Here is an 18,508-nt window from a genome sequence, read left to right as displayed (position 1 = left end):
GCCCAATAGCCCGTAGTGCGGGCTGGCCCGCCTGTTTTGGCGGTTTGGCGCGGGGGACGCAAGGTAAGGCGCGATTTTGCAGCGCGTGGAAGGTCAGAACTGGGATCCTATGGCACCTGTGGGATTAGATGGGACGGCTTACGGGAATAGATGGGCCATATGCCAATCAGGGGCGTGAAGTCCGGCTGAAACCTGCCGAAACCGAATCAATTCCACGGGAATAGGGTTGAAATTTGCCTTGGTTTGCAGTTACTGATGGGAACAAGTGGTGAACATTGCTTGTGGATAAGTTTGTGGGCGAAAATTTATGGGAAATTACCCCACTTTTTTCGATGTGTCGATGTCCTACTATATGTAGTGCCTTTGGGGTCATCTACTGCAAATTGAGCCAATTTTGTGAGCCATTTCTTAGCTAAATCTTGTTTTTCAGCCTTGTGCAAAACCAGATATTGTGTCGATTAGCTATAATAAATGTAGACACCCATGATTTCCCGTGGCATCCCTTCTTCATCGGATGAGAACGGGACACGGGGCACCAAACGACCCCACACAATAAAAACCACGCAGGTTTCATACAGGCCCTCGATTTCATCAGACCAAGAGATCCGGCGCGCGAGCGAGCAGACATCCCCCCAGGTGGCGCGCGCAGTCGGACTTCCCCGCAACAGCGGGACGAGGGCGGCGGGTTGATCAGTGGCAGCAGATCAACCCGCCGTTTCCATTTCACAAGATCGGTGGGGGGCATTCGCGGGGGCGCGACAACAGCAAAGCGCAGTTAAGCGCAGGCAGGACAAAGACAGTGAGCCGCAGGTTCAGAGGCGAGAGCCAACACAAGGTCGATACGAAGGGGCGGGTGTCTATCCCAGCCTCTTTTCGCCGTGTGCTTGAGGCTGGTGACCCGAACTGGCAATCGGGCAACAACCCCGAACTGGTCATTGTCTATGGCGATCATCGCCGCAATTATCTTGAATGTTATACAATGGACGCCATCAACGAGGTGGACGACAAGATCGACGCGCTGCCGCGCGGATCAATGGAGCGCAAGATGCTTCAACGTCTGTTTCACGGGCAGTCCTTTCCCACAAATGTAGATGAAACCGGGCGTTTGGTTCTGCCGGCCAAACTGCGCCGGAAAATCGAGCTTGAAAACGAAGCCTTCTTTATCGCGGCGGGCGACACCTTCCAGATCTGGAAGCCTGAAACCTACGACACCGTAGAGCGGGCAAAAGAGGAAGAGTGGTTAGATGAATTGCCCGAGGACTTTGATCCTCTGGTCTTTCTGGACGGAAAGTCGGGGGAGTAACGGATATGGCTGCTGCGGCCACTGATCATCCCTCTGCCCCCCACACCCCAGTCTTGTTGCGCCCGTTGTTGGCGGCCGTTGCGCCGGTTGAGGGCGTTTGGCTGGACGGCACGTTTGGTGCAGGCGGCTATACGCGCGGCCTGCTTGAGGCAGGCGCTGAGCGCGTGATTGGCGTGGACCGTGACCCGCTGGCCTTTGAGATGGCCGCGGAATGGGCGGGCGACTATGGCGACCGCATCGTGATGCAGCGGGGCGTGTTTTCGCGGATGGATGAATATGCGCAGGATCTGGACGGAGTTGTGCTGGATCTTGGGGTGTCCTCAATGCAGCTAGATCTCGCGGAACGCGGGTTTTCGTTCATGAGGGATGGCCCACTGGACATGCGGATGTCGCAGGACGGACCATCGGCGGCCGACCTGGTCAACGAGGCCGAAGAAGAGCTGCTGGCCAACATCCTGTTTCAATACGGCGAAGAACGCGCCAGCCGCCGCATCGCCAAAGCCATTGGCCGTGCGCGGGCCGAGGCGCCGATCACCACCACGCTTGAACTGGCCTCCCTGATTGAAGGGGTGTTGCCGCGCAGCAAGCCCGGCCAATCCCATGCCGCCACCCGCAGCTTCCAGGCGCTCCGGATTGCGGTAAACGATGAATATGGCGAATTGTTCCAAGGCCTTATGGCCGCCGAGCGGGCGCTGAAGCCCGGGGGAAAATTGGCCGTTGTTACCTTTCATTCTGTAGAAGACAGAATGGTCAAACGGTTCCTGACCGCGCGGTCAGGGTCGGGCGGCAATGCAAATCGCTTTGCCCCCGAGATGCAGCGCGACGCGCCGCAGTTCACCGTGAAATCGCGCAAGGCGATAGGACCGGATGCCGAAGAATTGGCAGACAACCCGCGCAGCCGCTCGGCCAAGCTGCGGGTGGCGACACGTACTGACGCACCCTCAGGGGGCGTTGATGCAAAATCCATCGGGATGCCGATGGTAAAGGGGCTCTGATCATGCGAGCGGTGTTATACATCCTGACGTCTTTGGCGGTGATCGGTCTGGCCTTCTGGGCCTACCGCGAGAATTATGCGACCCAATCGGCGCTGAGCGAAGCAGACAAGCTGCACGCCAGCATCCGGCAGGCCCATGCAAGGCTGGCGGTGCTGCGGGCCGAATGGGCCTATCAGAACCGTCCTGACCGGCTGCGCGATCTGTCGGTGATCAACTTTGACCGGCTGGGCCTTCTGCCCTTGCAGCCGGATCAGTTCGGCCTTGTGGATCAAGTGGCCTATCCCCCTGCGCCGCTGTTGCCGATCACCAATCCGGTCGATGTCTCCACCATGAACTCTGGCACTTCTTCTCAGGATGATCCGCTATGATCCGCACGCCGCTCCGCCCGCTTGCCCGCATTCTGGACGCCCGTCAAAAAGGCGAAAATCCCGACGCGATCGAGCGGGAAAACAAACGTATCCGTCACGAACAGATGCGCGACCAGTCGCGGCAACGCGCCGAGGGCCGTTTGCTGATCATGGGCGTGTGTTTCTTTTGTGCGTTCTCTGTTGTCGGTGGGCGTATGGGCCTTTTGGCGATGTCCGAACCGGTTGAGCCGCGCACCCATGCGCCGGGCGCCGTCATTTCGGCAAGCCGGGCCGATATCGTGGACCGTCATGGCAGCCTGCTGGCCACGAATTTTGACACCCATGCCCTTTACGCCCAGCCCCTGCATATGGTTGATCCCAATGCTGCCGCCGAAGGTCTGGTCAAGATCTTCCCCGATCTGGATCTGGCACGGCTCAAGAAGGATTTTACCGGCAAGCGTAAGTTCTTGTGGATCAAAAAGAAAATCAGCCCGGAGCAAATGCAGGCCGTGCATGATATTGGTGATCCCGGTCTGCTGTTTGCGCCGCGCGACATGCGGCTTTATCCCAACGGCAAGCTGGCCGCACATGTGATGGGCGGTGCCAGCTATGGCAAAGAGGGCGTGCATGCTGCCGAGGTGATCGGCGTTGCGGGAGTTGAGAAATATTTCGACAAATACCTGCGTGATCCGGCCAACGGCAACAAGCCGTTGCAACTGTCGCTGGATCTGACAGTGCAGGCCGCAGCCGAACAGGTGCTGTTTGGCGGTATGAAACTGATGAACGCCAAGGGTGCGACATCGGTGTTGATGGATGTGAAAACCGGCGAAGTGATCAGCGTGGCCTCTTTGCCAAGCTTTGATCCCAATGATCGCCCGCGCCCCGCGGTGGAAGGCGACGCCTCCGACAGCCCGTTGTTCAACCGGTCGGTGCAGGGGGTCTACGAGCTTGGCTCGACCTTCAAGATCTTTGCCGCCGCGCAGGCCGTTGATCTGGGGCTGGTGAACCCGGACACCGTGATCGACACCAAAGGCCCGATGAAAGTTGGCGGGTTTCGCATTGGCGAGTTCCGCAACAAGAACTACGGCAAGCTGTCAGTCACTGACATCATCGTCAAATCCTCGAACCGAGGCACCGGCCGGATGGCCTTGGAGATTGGCATCAAACGCCAACAGGAATTTCTAAAAAGCCTTGGCTTTTTTGAACCCACGGGCTTTGAAATCGTCGAGGCCGCAGGGGGCAAACCCTTGTTGCCAAAGAAATGGACGGACCTGTCCAGCGTAACAATCTCTTACGGTCATGGCATTTCGACCAGCCCAATGCATTTGGCGGCAGGTTACGCGGCGATTGCAAATGGGGGGTTCAAGGTGGAGCCGACCTTGATCAAACAGCCCCGTTCCAAGATGGGCGAGCGGGTGATGTCCTCACGCGCGGCCAAAGCGGCGCGGTTGATGCTGCGCAAAGTGGTCAGCAAGGGCACCGCCAGCTTTGGCGAGGTGCCCGGCTATCATGTGGGCGGCAAAACCGGCACAGCGGACAAACCCAAACCCACGGGCGGCTATTACGAGGACAAGGTGATTGCCACCTTCGCCTCGATCTTTCCCGCGCATGATCCCAAATATGTGCTGGTTGTGACGCTGGACGAACCGGTGGAAAGTTCGGGTGACAAGCCGCGCCGTACCGCTGGCTGGACGGCGGTTCCGGTGGCTGCGGAAATGATCCGGCGCGTCGCACCGCTTTTGGGGGTGCGACCAACTGTTGAACCTGCAAACGACGCTGTGCTAACGCTGACCAGCAGCAACTGACAAAAAGAATAACCTATGGCCAGCCCGTGTGTTTCCCTTTCCTCCCTTGGTCTGACGGCACGGGGCGGGGCCAATCCCGATATCACTGGCGTTGCGGTGGACAGCCGCGCCGTGAAAGACGGATTTTTGTTTGCCGCGATGCCCGGCAGCCGGGTGCATGGCGCTGAATTTATCCAATATGCATTGCGCATGGGGGCGGTGGCGGTCCTGACCGATGCCGAAGGGGCCGAGATTGCCGCAGATCTTATGGCGGAGGCAGGCACAGCTGTTGTCATCACCGATGCCCCGCGTGAGGCCTTGTCACGGGCGGCAGCCTTGTGGTCGGGGGCGCAGCCCCAGACGATGGTCGCGGTCACGGGCACCAATGGCAAAACCTCGGTCTCGACATTTGTGCGGCAAATCTGGATCGAGATGGATCTGCCAGCGGTCAACCTGGGCACCACCGGCGTTGAAGGTGCATGGTCCGCCCCGTTGGCCCATACCACGCCAGAGCCGATCACACTGCACCGGACCTTGGCCGAGGCCGCGCAGAACGGGATCACCCATGCGGCGATGGAGGCCTCGTCACATGGGCTGGATCAGCGGCGATTGGACGGTGTGATCCTACGTGCTGCCGGATTTACCAATTTCACTCAGGATCATCTGGACTATCACCAGACGTTCGAGGCCTATTTTGATGCCAAGGCGGGACTGTTTTCGCGGGTTTTGCCGCAGGATGGCACGGCGGTGATCAATATCGACGACCCCAAGGGCGTGGACATGGCCGCGATTGCCAAGGCGCGCGGCTGCGAGGTGATCACAGTGGGCCGCGATGGCGGTGATCTTCATCTGACAGCTCAGAGATTTGATGCTACGGGCCAGGATCTCCGGTTTGATTGGCGCGGCAAGACCTTTCAAAAGCGGCTGAACCTCATTGGCGGCTTTCAGGGCGACAATGTGCTGTTGGCGGCGGGGTTGGTCATCGCTTGCGGTGGTGATCCGGCGGATGTGTTCGACACGATCCCGCATCTGACGACGGTGCGTGGCCGGATGCAACTGGCCGCGACCCGCGACAATGGCGCGGCCGTGTTTGTCGATTATGCCCATACGCCTGATGCGGTGGCGACGGCACTGGCGGCGATGCGCCCCCATGTGATGGGGCGTTTGATCGCCATTGTTGGTGCGGGCGGCGACCGGGATGCGGGCAAACGTCCGTTGATGGGCGCGGCAGCGGCGGAAAATGCGGATCTGGTGATCGTGACGGATGACAACCCGCGCTCCGAAGAGCCGGCGGCCATTCGCGCCGCTGTGCTGGAAGGTGCGCCCGAGGCAACCGAGGTTGGCGACCGTGCCGAGGCGATTCTGCGCGGCGTGGACATGCTTGGGGCCGGGGATGCGTTGCTGGTTGCGGGCAAGGGCCATGAAACCGGGCAAGTGGTCGGTGATGACATCCTGCCCTTTGATGATGTGGAACAGGCCAGCGTTGCGGTGGCCGCGCTGGACGGGAGACTGGCATGACACTTTGGACCAGCGCAGAGGCGCAGGCGGCAACGGGCGGCAAGGCTCAGGGAGACTGGGCCTGCAACGGGGTGTCCATCGACACCCGCACGATTGAAGCAGGCGATTTGTTCGTGGCCCTTAGAGACGTGCGTGACGGCCATGATTTTGTGGCGCAGGCCTTTTCAAAAGGCGCGGGCGCAGCCCTTGTCAGCCATGTGCCGGAAGGTGTCGCGCCGGACGCGCCCTTGTTGATCGTACCTGATGTTTTGACCGGCCTGGAACAGCTTGGCGCGGCCGCGCGGGCGCGGACTGCCGCCAAAGTTGCCGCAATCACAGGCAGCGTTGGCAAAACCTCGACCAAGGAAATGCTGCTCTCAATGCTGGGGGATCAGGGGCGGACCCATGCCTCTGTCGCCAGTTACAACAACCATTGGGGGGTGCCGCTGACGCTGGCGCGGATGCCGCAGGACACCGAGTTCGCGATCATCGAGATCGGCATGAACCACCCCGGCGAAATTGCGCCGCTGGCCAAAATGGCCAAACCGGATGTGGCCATGGTCACAACAGTTGCCGCCGCACATCTGGAGGCATTCAACGATGTGGCGGGCATCGCCGTTGAAAAAGCATCGGTGTTCGAGGGGCTGCAGCCTGGCGGCGTGGCGGTGATCAATGCCGATATTGAACATGCGGCGATCCTGATGGCCAAGGCCGTGGATTGCAAATTGCGCGATGTGGAGTTTGGCACCCATGCGATGCATTTCAAATTGATAGAGGTGCAGGTGCAGGCCGATACCACCGTGGTGCAGGCGCAGGCCAATGGCACGCCGCTGCTGTTCAAAATCGCAACGCCTGGGCGACATTTTGCGATGAACGGGCTGGGCGCATTGGCGGTGGCGGAGGCGATGGGTGCCGATCTGGCGCTCGCTGCGCAATCGCTAGGCCGCTGGTCGCCCTACAAGGGGCGGGGCGTGCGCGAAACGGTGCAGCTTGACCCGGTGGAACATCACCTGACGCTGGATCTGATTGATGACAGCTACAACGCCAATCCGACCTCGATGGCCGCCTCTTTGGAGGTGCTGGCAGCATCGGCAGTTGGCGAGAATGCCATTCACAACCGCGCAGGGCGGCGGATTGCCATTCTGGGCGATATGAAAGAACTGGGCAGCGACGAGATCGCGCTGCATGCAGGGCTCGCCCATCTGGAGGCGATGGAGAAGGTGGATGTTGTGCATTGTATCGGGCCGCTGATGAAATCGCTTTATGATCTGTTGCCCGAACACCGGCGTGGTGACTGGACAGAGACCTCCGCCGAGATGCTGGAGGGGCTGACAGCCCGTTTGCATGCGGGAGATGTGGTTCTGGCCAAGGGGTCTCTTTCGATGAAACTGGGCGCTGTTGTTGACGCCATACGCAAAATGGGCCATCGCAACGGCCAGAGTTGAACGGGGCCATCTGGCCTCCCGATCATGAGTAAGGACGCATTTTATGCTCTATTGGTTGACCCTGCTGTCGGACGGTGGCGATTTCTTTAACCTGTTTCGCTACATCACCTTCCGGGCCGGGGGGGCGTTTCTGACCGCCTTGCTGTTCGGGTTTCTGTTCGGCAAGCCATTGATCGCGGTGTTGCGCCGCAAGCAGGGCAAAGGCCAGCCGATCCGCGATGACGGGCCAGAAGGGCATTTCGTCAAGGCGGGCACGCCGACAATGGGCGGGCTGTTGATCGTTGGGGCGCTGTTGACTTCGACCTTGCTTTGGGCGCGGCTTGACAATCCGTTTGTCTGGCTGGTGCTTTTTGTCACCATGAGCTTTGCCGCGATTGGCTTTGCCGACGATTACGCCAAGGTCAGCAAGCAAAACACGGCCGGTGTATCGGGCAAGGTGCGGCTGTTGCTGGGGCTGATCATTTCCGGGATTGCGGGCTATTGGGCGGCGCAATACCACCCTGAGGCGCTGCAGTACAAACTGGCGCTGCCGGTGTTCAAGGACACGCTGATCAACCTTTCGGTGCTGTTCATCCCCTTTGCGATAATCGTGATCGTGGGCGCGGCCAATGCGGTGAACCTTACCGATGGACTGGACGGTCTGGCGATCATGCCGGTGATGATTGCCGCTGGCACCCTTGGCATCATTGCCTATGCTGTGGGCCGCGTCGATTTCACCGAATATCTGGACGTGCATTACGTGCCGGGAACGGGCGAGATCCTGATCTTTACAGCCGGTATTTTTGGCGGCGGCTTGGGCTTTCTTTGGTACAACGCCCCTCCGGCGGCGGTGTTTATGGGCGACACGGGGTCACTCGCCCTTGGCGGGGCGCTGGGCGCGATTGCGGTGGCGACCAAGCACGAGTTGGTGCTGGCGATTGTTGGCGGATTGTTCGTGGTAGAGGCGCTGAGCGTGATCATTCAGGTGCTGTACTTCAAACGCACCGGCAAGCGGGTGTTCCTGATGGCACCGATCCATCACCATTATGAGAAAAAAGGTTGGGCGGAGCCGCAGATCGTGATCCGGTTCTGGATCATTTCGCTTATTCTGGCAATGCTCGGGCTGGCGACCTTGAAAATCCGTTAAGGATCTGCCGCAAATCTAGAAGATCGACCAATTCATCTGGCGCGCAAGGGTGGCCAAGGCTTCGGTGCCCTTGTGCGAGTTGCCATAGCGGTTGAGCCCCGGCGACCACACCGCAATGCTGGCCTGGCCGGGAACAATGGCAAGGATGCCGCCGCCAACCCCGGATTTCCCGGGCAGGCCGACGCGATAGGCAAAATCGCCCGATCCGTCGTAATGGCCGCAGGTCAGCATCAGCGCATTCAGCCGCCGGATGCGCCCCGCCGAGACAAGGCGCGGCAGGCCGGGCGCATCGACAAGGAACCGGCCCGCCATGGCCAGTTGCCGGACGGACATTTCGATGGCGCAGTGGTGGAAATAGGTGCCGAGCGTCAGCTCAGGCGCGTTCTTGAGGTTGCCAAACGACGCCAGAAAATGTGCCAGCGCAAAGTTGCGGTGGCCAAAGGCGGTTTCTGACGCAGCAACGGCATCATTGATGTGGATGTCCTCGGTGCCTGCCGCGGCGCGGACAAATTGCACGATCTCTGCCAAAGCCTCGCGCGGGGGGCGCTGGCCCAGCACCTCGTCCGTGGTCACGATGGCACCGGCGTTGATGAAGGGATTGCGCGGGCGGCCCTGTTCCTGTTCAAGCTGCACGATGGAGTTGAAGGCGCGGCCCGACGGTTCCCGCCCGACCCTTTGCCACAGTTGATCGCCGGACCGGCCCAACGCGATGGCAAGGGTGAAGACCTTGGTGATGGATTGAACCGAAAAGGGCACGTCGCTGTCGCCTGCCACATGACAGGTACCGTCCGCCGTCACCACGGCAATGCCAAACTGGCGCGGATCCACATGGGCCAGCTGCGGGATATAGGCGGCAACATCGCCCCAATGGTCATCCTCGCGCATGTGCCCGTTAAGGCGCGACAGGAGGCCGGGCAGGTCAGGGGCGCTGGATCGTGGCATGGACGGGCCTTTCTGGCGGATGCGGTGTGGGTCTGTCGAGGTTGCCTAGCAGGGGCGGGCGCGTGTTTCCAGTGGCAGCAGGGGGCCAGCCCCCATCGCGGCAGGCCGCGATTCCCCCGGATTATTTAGGGCCAAAAAGGGACAGGGTGGATGGTCTTCGACGCGCCCTTGCGCCATCTTGCCGGCAAAAGAAGGGGACGGCGATGATTCCGGTGCAAGGATTGGCGGGCACGCAGGTGGCGGTTTTGGGACTGGGGCGTTCGGGGCTTGTGGCCGCGCGGGCCTTGGCGGCTGGTGGGGCTGCGGCGCTGTGCTGGGATGACAATCCGGCAGCGCGAGCCAAGGCCGAGGCTGAGGGATTTGAATGTGTGGATCTCCGGCGTCGCGGCTTTGACGGGATTGCGCGTCTGATTGTCAGCCCCGGCATTCCGCATCTTTATCCTGATCCAAATCCGGTTGTCGCGGCGGCCCTGGAGGCCGGCGTGCCTGTGGACAATGACATCGGGCTGTTCTTTCAAAGCTTTGCCACCAGTGAATGGGACAATTTTGATACCAGTCCACGGGTGGTTGCGGTCACCGGATCGAACGGGAAATCAACGACATCGGCGCTGATCCATCATATTCTGGAACAGGTGGGCCGGCCCTGCCAATTGGCGGGCAACATCGGGCGCGGGGTTCTGGATCTGGATCCGGCGATCGATGGCGAAGTGGTGGTGCTGGAGCTGTCAAGCTATCAGACCGATCTGGCGCGCAGCCTGACCCCGGATGTGGCGGTGTTCACCAATCTCAGCCCCGACCATCTGGACCGGCATCATGGATTGGGCGGATATTTTGCGGCCAAGCGACGGCTTTTTGCCGAAGGCGGACCGGACCGTGCGGTGATCGGTGTGGACGAGGTCGAAGGGCGGTTTCTGGCCGGGCAGCTCACCGAGGGACCGGCGGATGACCGGGTGATCCGGATCAGTGTGGCGCAAAAGCTGACAGGGCCGGGCTGGCAGGTGTTTGCCCGCAAAGGGTTCCTGTCGGAATATCGCAAGGGCAAGCAGGTGGCGTCGATTGATCTGCGCGGGGTGGCAGGTTTGCCCGGCGCACATAATCACCAGAACGCCTGCGCCGCTTATGCGGCCTGCCGGACGCTTGGCCTGGCGCCCAAGGTGATCGAGGCGGCCTTTCACAGCTTTGGTGGTTTGCCGCATCGGTCCCAGACCATCGCCGAGAAAGACGGCGTGCGCTATGTCAATGACAGCAAGGCCACCAATGTGGACAGCGCGGCCAAGGCGCTGGCGGCCTTCAGCAACATCCGCTGGATTTGCGGGGGGCTGGAGAAGGAGGGCGGTCTCGGAGGGCTTGCAGGCGCCACCGGTGGGGTGCGCAAAGCCTATGTGATCGGGCGCGAGGCGGCGGGTTTTGCCATGCAGCTGGACGTGGAGGCCGAGGTTTGCGGTGATATGGCCACAGCCGTCGCCCGTGCGGTGGCGGAGGCCGAAGCGGGCGATGTGGTCCTGCTGGCCCCGGCGGCGGCGAGTTTTGACCAATATGACAGTTTCGAGCGGCGCGGCGATGACTTTGCAGCGCAGGTGGCCAAGCAGCTGGGCTAAGTCAGCTCATCGTGCGTGCGGCCGCCATCGCGGAGGACCAGGCCCATTGGAAGTTGTAGCCGCCAAGCCAGCCGGTCACATCCACCGCTTCGCCGATGAAATAGAGGCCCGGAACGGTTTTTGCCATCATGGACTTGGAGGACAGCGCATCCGTGTCCACCCCGCCAAGGGTTACTTCGGCGGTGCGGTATCCTTCGGTGCCGGAGGGAACCATCTGCCAGTTTTGTAGACCGTCGCAGAGGGCCATGAGCCGTGCATCGGACCAGTCAGCCAGGTTTCCGGTCAGGTCATGCAAGGCCCCAAGGTGCTCCACCAATCGGGCGGGCAGGTGGGCAGAGAGTTCAGTGGTGAAATTGCGGCGGCCGTAGCTTTGGCGCTGGTCGCGCAGCGCTTCGAACAGGGCGGTCTTTGGGTCGAGATTGACGGTGATCTCCGCGCCGTCCTGCCAATAGGAGGAGGCCTGCAAGACCGCCGGACCGGACAGTCCGCGATGGGTGAACAAAAGCGCTTCGTCAAAGCTGGTGCCGCCGGCCGCCACACGGGCCGGGACTGCGGTGCCCGAAATCGGGGCGAACCGCGCATCGGTGAAGGTGAATGGCACCAATCCTGCGCGCGTCTCTGTCACCGGAAGGCCAAACGCAGCGGCGACCTCATAGGCAAAGCCGGTCGCGCCCATTTTGGGGATGGATTTGCCGCCTGTGGCGATCACAAGGTTATTTGCAGCAACCAATGTATCGCCCTGCGGCCCATGCAAGGTCAGCGCAAAGCCGCTTTCCGTCTTACGGATGTTCGAAACACTGCTCTGCAGGCGCAGATCGACGCCGGCCTTCTGCATCAAGCGGCGCAGCATGGCGATGATCTCTTTGGCGGAGGTGTCACAAAACAGCTGACCAAGAGTCTTTTCGTGCCATTTGATACTGTGTTGATCGACCAGCTCGACGAAGTCCCATTGGGTATAGCGGGCCAAGGCGGATTTGACAAAATGTGGATTGCCAGAGAGGAAACTGCCCGGATCGCAGTACATATTGGTGAAATTGCAGCGCCCGCCGCCGGAGATGCGGATCTTTTCACCGGGCGCCTTTGCATGATCAACCAACAGCACCTTGCCGCCCGCATGGGCTGCGCACATCATGCCAGCCGCGCCTGCGCCTATGATTGCTGTATCCACCTGCATGGGGCGGCTCTGCCTGCTTTGGCGAGGGCGGTCAAGATGCTGTGAGGGGGATTGCCGCGACACCATGGGGCGTTAAGTCGGAGGAAACACGCAAGAAAGGACAAAGAATGAATACGCTAGAGGCCGGACAGGCATTTCCGCTCATGACCGCAGACAAATTGGGCGGGGGGCATGTGACCCTTGGCACGCCCTCAGACGGGTTCGAGTGGCAGATGGTAGTGGTCTATCGCGGGCTGCATTGCCCGATTTGCAAAAAATACCTTGCCAAGCTGGAGGAACTGGCCCCGCAATACCACGCCGAGGGGGTCGAAGTGGTCATGGTTTCAGGCGATCCTGAGGAAAAAGCGCAGACAATGGTGGATGAAAAGGAACTGAGCCTGCCAATGGGATACGGGCTGAGCGTTGCGCAGATGCAGGCCTTGGGGCTTTATATATCGGACCCGCGCAGCGCAAAGGAAACCGACCGTCCGTTCCCCGAACCGGGCCTTTTTGTGATCAATGAAAAAGGCAATGTGCAGATCCTTGATGTGTCCAATGCGCCCTTTGCCCGGCCGGAGCTGGAAGGTATCCTGAACGGGATCAAATTCATCCGGGCCAATGACTATCCGGTGCGCGGAACCCACCGCGCCGCATAATCTGCGAAAAACTGCCACCGGGGGATCATCCCCTGGTGGAAATCCACTAGATTACAGGGGCTTTTCGCGTTATGCTGCCTTTTAGACCCCGAAAAGGGGCGACGTGCCGGGCAGAAGCCAGGACGCGGCAGTTGAAGGCAGTGTAAGGCAGAGCCCATGACAGAAATGGTCTATGGTGCGGTCCCGGTGCGGGATGGCGAACCGATTCTTCCAAAATGGTGGCGAACAGTTGATAGATGGGCGATGTCCTGCATCCTCATGCTGTTCCTTGTTGGCATGTTGCTGGGGCTCGCGGCCTCGCCGCCCCTGGCCGCGAAAAACGGCTTTGAGCCGTTTCACTATGTGCAGCGGCAGGCATTCTTTGGCGGTCTTGCGATGATCGCAATGGTGCTGACCTCGATGATGTCGCCGGTTCTGGTGCGGCGGCTGGCGGTCCTTGGGTTCATCTGCGCCTTTGTGGCGCTGGCGTTGCTGCCGTTTCTGGGGACAGATTTCGGCAAAGGCGCGGTGCGTTGGTATTCACTTGGCTTCGCCTCGGTGCAACCTTCCGAATTTCTCAAACCCGGATTTGTGGTGGCGGCGGCCTGGATGATGGCCGCCAGCCAGGAAATTAACGGGCCTCCAGGGCGGCTTTGGTCTTTTGCGCTATGCATCGCGATTGTGCTGATGCTGGCGATGCAGCCCGATTTCGGTCAGGCCTGTCTGGTGCTGTTTGGCTGGGGCGTGATGTATTTTGTCGCCGGTGCGCCGATCACATTGTTGGTGGGTATGGCTGGATTGGTCGTTGTGGCAGGCACGGTGGCCTATTCCAATTCCGAACACTTTGCCCGGCGGATTGATGGGTTTCTCAGCCCCGATGTCGATCCCACAACGCAACTAGGCTATGCCACCAATGCGATCCGCGAGGGCGGGCTCTTCGGTGTGGGTGTGGGCGAGGGGCAGGTGAAATGGTCCCTGCCGGATGCGCATACGGATTTCATTATCGCGGTGGCGGCCGAAGAATACGGGCTGATCCTCGTTCTTTGCATTATCCTGCTGTACTCCGGCGTTGTGGTGCGGTCGCTGTTGCGGCTGGTGCGGGAACGTGATCCGTTCATCCGGCTGGCGGGCACGGGGCTGGCCTGCATGTTTGGCGTTCAGGCGATGATCAACATGGGCGTTGCGGTGCGTTTGCTGCCGGCCAAAGGCATGACCTTGCCGTTTGTCAGCTATGGCGGTAGTTCGGTGATTGCATCCGGGATCGCGGTTGGCATGTTGCTTGCCTTTACCCGCACAAGGCCCCAGGGCGAAATTTCTGATATACTGGGCCGCGGCCGGGCACGCTGATCGTGCCAAAGGGCGGCACAAGGAGACGGTCATGACGGCACCGCTATTGATTATCGCAGCCGGAGGCACCGGTGGGCATATGTTCCCCGCGCAGGCGCTGGCGGAGGTGATGCTCGCACGGGGCTGGCGGGTGCGCCTGTCCACGGATGCACGCGGGGCGCGGTACACAGGCGGTTTCCCAGATGCGGTCGAGATCGTGCAGGTGAGTTCCGCCACCTTTGCCCGTGGCGGACTTGCGGCCAAGGCCATGGTGCCGCTGCGCATTGGTGCAGGCGCGCTGGGCGCGATGGCCCGTATGCTGCGCGACCGGCCTGCGGCAGTGGTCGGTTTTGGCGGATATCCTTCTATTCCGGCGCTGGGCGCGGCTTGGGCCTTGCGGCTGCCGCGCATGATCCATGAACAAAACGGCGTCTTGGGCCGCGTGAACGAGGTGTTTTCCAAACGCGTTGATGCGGTGGCCTGCGGGACGTGGCCGACAACCCTGCCCGAAGGGGTGGAAGGGGTCCATGTGGGCAATCCGGTGCGCAGTGCCGTTCTGGACCGAGCCGGCGCTGGCTATATCGCGCCGGGGGATTATCCGATGGAACTGCTGGTGATGGGCGGATCGCAAGGCGCCCGCATTCTCAGTGACGTTGTGCCACCGGCCATTGCCAACCTGCCGATGGATATGCTGCGCAACATCCGCGTCAGCCATCAGGCGCGGGATGAAGACGGCGAACGGGTCTCGGCCTTTTATGCCGAACACGGGATTTCCGCCGATGTTCAGCCGTTCTTTGACGATGTGCCGCGCCGGATGAGCGAAGCGCAGCTGGTGATCAGCCGCGCTGGTGCGTCCTCGGTTGCGGATATATCGGTGATTGGTCGCCCGTCGATCCTGATCCCCTTCGCCGCGGCCACGGGCGATCATCAGACCGCAAATGCACGCGGCCTGGTTGAGGCCGGTGCGGCGATCATGGTGCCGGAAGACGCCGCAAATCCCGAAAGCCTGACCGAACAGATTCACTTGGTGCTTGGCAATTCGGATGCGGCGATGCAAATGGCGCTGGCCGCGCTGTCGGTCGGCAAACCCGAAGCTGCCGAGGCATTGGCGCAGATGGTCGAAGAACTGGCCCAAAAAGGAAAGCAGACATGAACGCAGCCGCCACCAAACTGCCCACCGATGTGGGCCCCATCCATTTTGTCGGTATCGGCGGCATTGGCATGTCTGGCATCGCCGAGGTGTTGCTGAATCACGGGTACACCGTGCAAGGCTCTGACCTGAAGGCCAGCAAGATTACCAACCGTCTGGCCGAATTGGGCGCGACGATTTTTGAAGGCGGGCAAAAGGCAGAAAACATCGAACATGCCGAGGTTGTGGTGATCTCTTCCGCGATCAAGCCCGGCAATCCCGAACTCGACGCCGCGCGCGCCGCAGGCCTGCCCATCGTGCGCCGGGCCGAGATGCTGGCCGAACTCATGCGCCTGAAATCCAACATCGCGGTCGCAGGCACCCACGGCAAGACCACCACCACAACACTGGTGGCGGAATTGTTGGTCAAGGGTGGGATTGACCCCACGGTGGTCAACGGCGGGATCATTCACGCTTATGGCTCCAATGCCCGGATGGGGCAGGGCGAATGGATGGTGGTGGAGGCCGACGAAAGCGATGGTACTTTCAACCGCCTGCCGGCAACCATCGCGATTGTGACCAACATCGACCCTGAACATATGGAACATTGGGGCGACTTTGACACGCTGCGGCAGGGCTTCCTCGATTTCGTGTCGAACATCCCGTTCTACGGGCTGGCGGTGTGCTGCACTGATCACCCCGAAGTGCAGGCGCTGGTGGGCAAGATCACCGATCGCCGGGTCGTGACCTATGGGTTCAACGCGCAGGCCGATGTGCGGGCCAGAAACCTGCACTACAAAAATGGTGTTGCGCATTTTGATATCTACCTGCAGGCCGAAGACATCGTGATCAAGGACTGCAGCCTGCCGATGCCGGGGGATCACAACGTGTCCAACGCGCTCTCGGCGGTGGCTGTGGCACGGCATCTGGGCATGAAGGCTGAAGAGATCCGCGGCGCATTGGCCAGCTTTGGCGGCGTTAACCGCCGGTTCACAAAAGTTGGCGAAATTGATGGCGTGACGATCATTGATGATTATGGCCACCACCCGGTTGAAATTGCCGCCGTTCTGAAGGCCGCGCGGCAAGCCACCGAAGGGCGCGTCATCGCGGTGCATCAGCCGCATCGCTACAGCCGGTTGCATGACCTATTCGATGACTTCTGTGCCTGTTTCAACGATGCGGATGTGGTTGGCATCGCCGATGTCTATTCGGCGGGTGAAGACCCCATCGAAGGGGCAGATCGTGACGGTCTGGTGGCCGGATTGATCCGCCACGGCCACCGTCATGCCCGCGCTGTGCAGGATGGCGATGATCTGGCCCGATTGGTGCGTGAACAGACCAGCCCCGGCGACATGGTGGTCTGTCTTGGTGCCGGTACGATCAGTGCATGGGCCAATGAATTGCCGGACCGGTTGAAGACGATGAAAGGGGCGGCGGCGTGACCTTGCTTTGGCTGTGCATTTTTTGGGTCTTTGCCTCCGTGGGCGTGGCAATGCTGCCCATGCGGCGGCAATATGTGCCGGGGGTGGCGCTTTTGTTGGCGGCGCCGGTGCTGATCGTGATGATCGGATTGCAGGTGGGATGGCTGATTGCCGCGCTTGCGCTGGCAGGTTTTGTCTCGATGTACCGTAACCCGCTGAAATTCCTGATCGCCAAGCTGCGTGGCCAAAATCCGCAGGTGCCGGAATGAGCCTTTCCCTGACGTTGGCCTGCTTGTGGGCCGTAGTGGCCAATGTCCTGGCTATGACGCCAAGCAAGGATCAGCATTGGCGCAACGCCTATATCCTGATCGGGCTGGGCATCCCCATTCTCGGCTATGTCACCATGCAGCATGGTCCCTGGGTGGCCTTGCTGGTTCTGGCGGGGGCCTGTTCGGTGCTGCGCTGGCCGGTGATCTATCTGGGCCGTTGGCTGCGCCGTGTGGTGTTGCGCCGGGATGGCGCTGCGGAATGAGCCTGCTGGTCGCCTCGCTTGTTGCGGTGCTGGCGGTTTGGATGCTGGCCTGTGCCTGGACCGGATTTCATTTCAATATCAAACGGTTCTTTGCTGTCTTGATTGTCGGGCTGGGGCTTAACATGATCTGGATGATGGGATGGCTGAATGCGCATCCCCTTGAGATCAACGCGTTGATTGCGCAGGCCTCTGCCGTTCTCTATGCGCTTTGTGCCTTTGGTGTCGGCGGGTTCGCCGGGCGCATCCACCGCGCTTGGGTGGCCAGCCGAGTGGATCAAAGCGATGTTTGACCCGCACAAAAATTGCCGCTAGTCCCGCGCCATGACTGATGCGAATTACCCATCCGTGCGCGGCAAGCTGACACCGCAGCGCCCCCTGAACGATCTGACCTGGCTGCGCGTGGGCGGACCGGCGGATTGTCTTTTTCAACCCGCTGATCTGGATGATTTGCGCGATTTCCTGCGTGATCTGCCCAAAACTGTGGCGGTTTTCCCCATGGGCGTGGGCAGCAATCTGATCGTGCGGGACGGGGGCTTGCGGGCCGTGGTGATCCGTTTGGGGCGCGGTTTCAACGGCATTGACGTATCAGGCGGCCAAGTCACTGCTGGCGCGGCGGCGCTGGATGCACATGTGGCCCGTAAGGCGGCAGATGCGGGTCTTGACCTTACATTTTTGCGTACCATTCCGGGCAGTATCGGTGGTGCAGTTCGCATGAACGCAGGGTGCTATGGCAGCTATACGGCGGATCATTTCGTCTCGGCCCAGGCGGTGACCCGCAGCGGCAGTTTGATCACCCTGACTGCCGATGATCTGAATTTTCGCTATCGCCAAAGTGACTTAGCAGATGGTGCCGTGATCGTCAGCGCCACCTTTGCGCCGCCCAAGGGCGATCCAGAGGCATTGCACGCCCGCATGGAAGACCAATTGCGCAAGCGCGATGAGACCCAACCCACAAAGGACCGCAGCGCGGGCAGCACATTTCGCAATCCTGCGGGTTTCTCAAGCACGGGCAAAGCCGACGATGTGCATGATCTCAAGGCATGGAAGGTTATCGACGACGCAGGCATGCGCGGCGCCTGTGTGGGCGGCGCGCAGATGAGCCCGAAACATTCCAATTTCATGATCAACGCCGATCAGGCCACAGCCGAAGATCTTGAAAGATTGGGCGAAGAGGTGCGGAAAAAGGTTTACGCAACCAGTGGGATAAGGCTAGAATGGGAAATCATGCGCATCGGTGAATTTTTAGGCGATCCGGTGCCTGAGGCATAAGCCGAA

The 18,508-nt window shown here is 60.6% G+C and carries 18 protein-coding genes; 16 read left to right on the top strand and 2 right to left on the bottom strand.

What is annotated here, in order from left to right; translation table 11 throughout:
- Positions 1-799: 799 nt before the first annotated feature.
- The 7 genes from mraZ to mraY are packed head-to-tail and all read left to right on the top strand — an operon-like array spanning position 800 to position 8,497.
- Positions 800-1,303 (top strand): division/cell wall cluster transcriptional repressor MraZ, encoded by a 504-nt coding sequence (gene mraZ, locus JNX03_RS06655; protein ID WP_203211619.1) that lies wholly within the window; start codon positions 800-802, stop codon positions 1,301-1,303.
- Between the two features lie 5 nt (positions 1,304-1,308).
- Complete coding sequence (gene rsmH, locus JNX03_RS06650; protein WP_203211618.1) at positions 1,309-2,298, top strand: 16S rRNA (cytosine(1402)-N(4))-methyltransferase RsmH; 990 nt, start codon at positions 1,309-1,311, stop codon at positions 2,296-2,298.
- Between the two features lie 2 nt (positions 2,299-2,300).
- Positions 2,301-2,666 carry a cell division protein FtsL gene (gene ftsL / locus JNX03_RS06645; protein ID WP_025048854.1) on the top strand — a complete coding sequence of 122 codons (366 nt, stop codon included), beginning with the start codon at positions 2,301-2,303 and terminating at the stop codon, positions 2,664-2,666.
- Positions 2,663-4,450, top strand: coding sequence for a peptidoglycan D,D-transpeptidase FtsI family protein (locus JNX03_RS06640; protein ID WP_203211617.1), 1,788 nt, complete (start codon positions 2,663-2,665; stop codon positions 4,448-4,450). The genes ftsL and JNX03_RS06640 overlap by 4 nt, the downstream gene beginning before the upstream one ends.
- A gap of 15 nt (positions 4,451-4,465) precedes the next feature.
- Positions 4,466-5,947, top strand: coding sequence for a UDP-N-acetylmuramoyl-L-alanyl-D-glutamate--2,6-diaminopimelate ligase (locus tag JNX03_RS06635; protein WP_203211616.1), 1,482 nt, complete (start codon positions 4,466-4,468; stop codon positions 5,945-5,947).
- Complete coding sequence (locus tag JNX03_RS06630) at positions 5,944-7,371, top strand: UDP-N-acetylmuramoyl-tripeptide--D-alanyl-D-alanine ligase (protein ID WP_203211615.1); 1,428 nt, start codon at positions 5,944-5,946, stop codon at positions 7,369-7,371. Before JNX03_RS06635 ends, JNX03_RS06630 begins: the two co-directional genes overlap by 4 nt.
- A 43-nt stretch (positions 7,372-7,414) precedes the next feature.
- Positions 7,415-8,497: a phospho-N-acetylmuramoyl-pentapeptide-transferase gene (gene mraY / locus JNX03_RS06625; protein WP_203211614.1), complete on the top strand. Its 1,083-nt coding sequence runs from the start codon at positions 7,415-7,417 to the stop codon at positions 8,495-8,497.
- Between the two features lie 15 nt (positions 8,498-8,512).
- On the opposite strand, the gene JNX03_RS06620 is transcribed toward mraY, so the two are convergent.
- Positions 8,513-9,439 (bottom strand): glutaminase, encoded by a 927-nt coding sequence (locus JNX03_RS06620; RefSeq protein WP_203211613.1) that lies wholly within the window; start codon positions 9,437-9,439, stop codon positions 8,513-8,515.
- 203 nt (positions 9,440-9,642) lie between these two features.
- On the opposite strand from JNX03_RS06620, the gene murD reads away from it, so the two are divergent.
- The gene (murD, locus tag JNX03_RS06615) at positions 9,643-11,037 is read left to right on the top strand and encodes a UDP-N-acetylmuramoyl-L-alanine--D-glutamate ligase (protein ID WP_203211612.1); all 1,395 of its coding nucleotides are present in this window, start codon (positions 9,643-9,645) and stop codon (positions 11,035-11,037) included.
- Position 11,038: 1 nt separating this feature from the next.
- Here murD and JNX03_RS06610 read toward each other — a convergent pair whose 3' ends face one another.
- Positions 11,039-12,211 carry an NAD(P)/FAD-dependent oxidoreductase gene (locus tag JNX03_RS06610; RefSeq protein ID WP_203211611.1) on the bottom strand — a complete coding sequence of 391 codons (1,173 nt, stop codon included), beginning with the start codon at positions 12,209-12,211 and terminating at the stop codon, positions 11,039-11,041.
- Positions 12,212-12,318: 107 nt separating this feature from the next.
- On the opposite strand from JNX03_RS06610, the gene JNX03_RS06605 reads away from it, so the two are divergent.
- From JNX03_RS06605 to murB, 8 genes are all read left to right on the top strand, one after another.
- Complete coding sequence (locus tag JNX03_RS06605; protein WP_203211610.1) at positions 12,319-12,846, top strand: peroxiredoxin-like family protein; 528 nt, start codon at positions 12,319-12,321, stop codon at positions 12,844-12,846.
- Between the two features lie 156 nt (positions 12,847-13,002).
- Entirely contained in the window at positions 13,003-14,172 is a 1,170-nt protein-coding gene (gene ftsW, locus JNX03_RS06600) for a putative lipid II flippase FtsW (protein ID WP_203211609.1), read from the top strand.
- Positions 14,173-14,203: 31 nt separating this feature from the next.
- Entirely contained in the window at positions 14,204-15,304 is a 1,101-nt protein-coding gene (locus tag JNX03_RS06595) for a UDP-N-acetylglucosamine--N-acetylmuramyl-(pentapeptide) pyrophosphoryl-undecaprenol N-acetylglucosamine transferase (RefSeq protein ID WP_203211608.1), read from the top strand.
- Positions 15,301-16,722, top strand: a complete 1,422-nt coding sequence (murC, locus tag JNX03_RS06590; protein ID WP_203211607.1) for a UDP-N-acetylmuramate--L-alanine ligase — start codon at positions 15,301-15,303, stop codon at positions 16,720-16,722. Before JNX03_RS06595 ends, murC begins: the two co-directional genes overlap by 4 nt.
- Complete coding sequence (locus JNX03_RS06585; protein ID WP_203211606.1) at positions 16,719-16,970, top strand: DUF2484 family protein; 252 nt, start codon at positions 16,719-16,721, stop codon at positions 16,968-16,970. Before murC ends, JNX03_RS06585 begins: the two co-directional genes overlap by 4 nt.
- Positions 16,967-17,233 (top strand): DUF2484 family protein, encoded by a 267-nt coding sequence (locus tag JNX03_RS06580; protein WP_203211605.1) that lies wholly within the window; start codon positions 16,967-16,969, stop codon positions 17,231-17,233. Before JNX03_RS06585 ends, JNX03_RS06580 begins: the two co-directional genes overlap by 4 nt.
- Positions 17,230-17,523, top strand: a complete 294-nt coding sequence (locus JNX03_RS06575) for a hypothetical protein (RefSeq protein ID WP_203211604.1) — start codon at positions 17,230-17,232, stop codon at positions 17,521-17,523. The genes JNX03_RS06580 and JNX03_RS06575 overlap by 4 nt, the downstream gene beginning before the upstream one ends.
- 31 nt (positions 17,524-17,554) lie before the next feature.
- A complete protein-coding gene (gene murB / locus JNX03_RS06570) occupies positions 17,555-18,502 on the top strand; it encodes a UDP-N-acetylmuramate dehydrogenase (protein WP_203211603.1) in 948 nt (315 codons plus the stop codon).
- Positions 18,503-18,508: the final 6 nt, after the last annotated feature.

The organism is Sulfitobacter mediterraneus, assembly GCF_016801775.1.
Taxonomy (GTDB): Bacteria; Pseudomonadota; Alphaproteobacteria; order Rhodobacterales; family Rhodobacteraceae; genus Sulfitobacter; species Sulfitobacter mediterraneus_A.
This window is presented reverse-complemented; position numbering and strand designations above follow the sequence as displayed.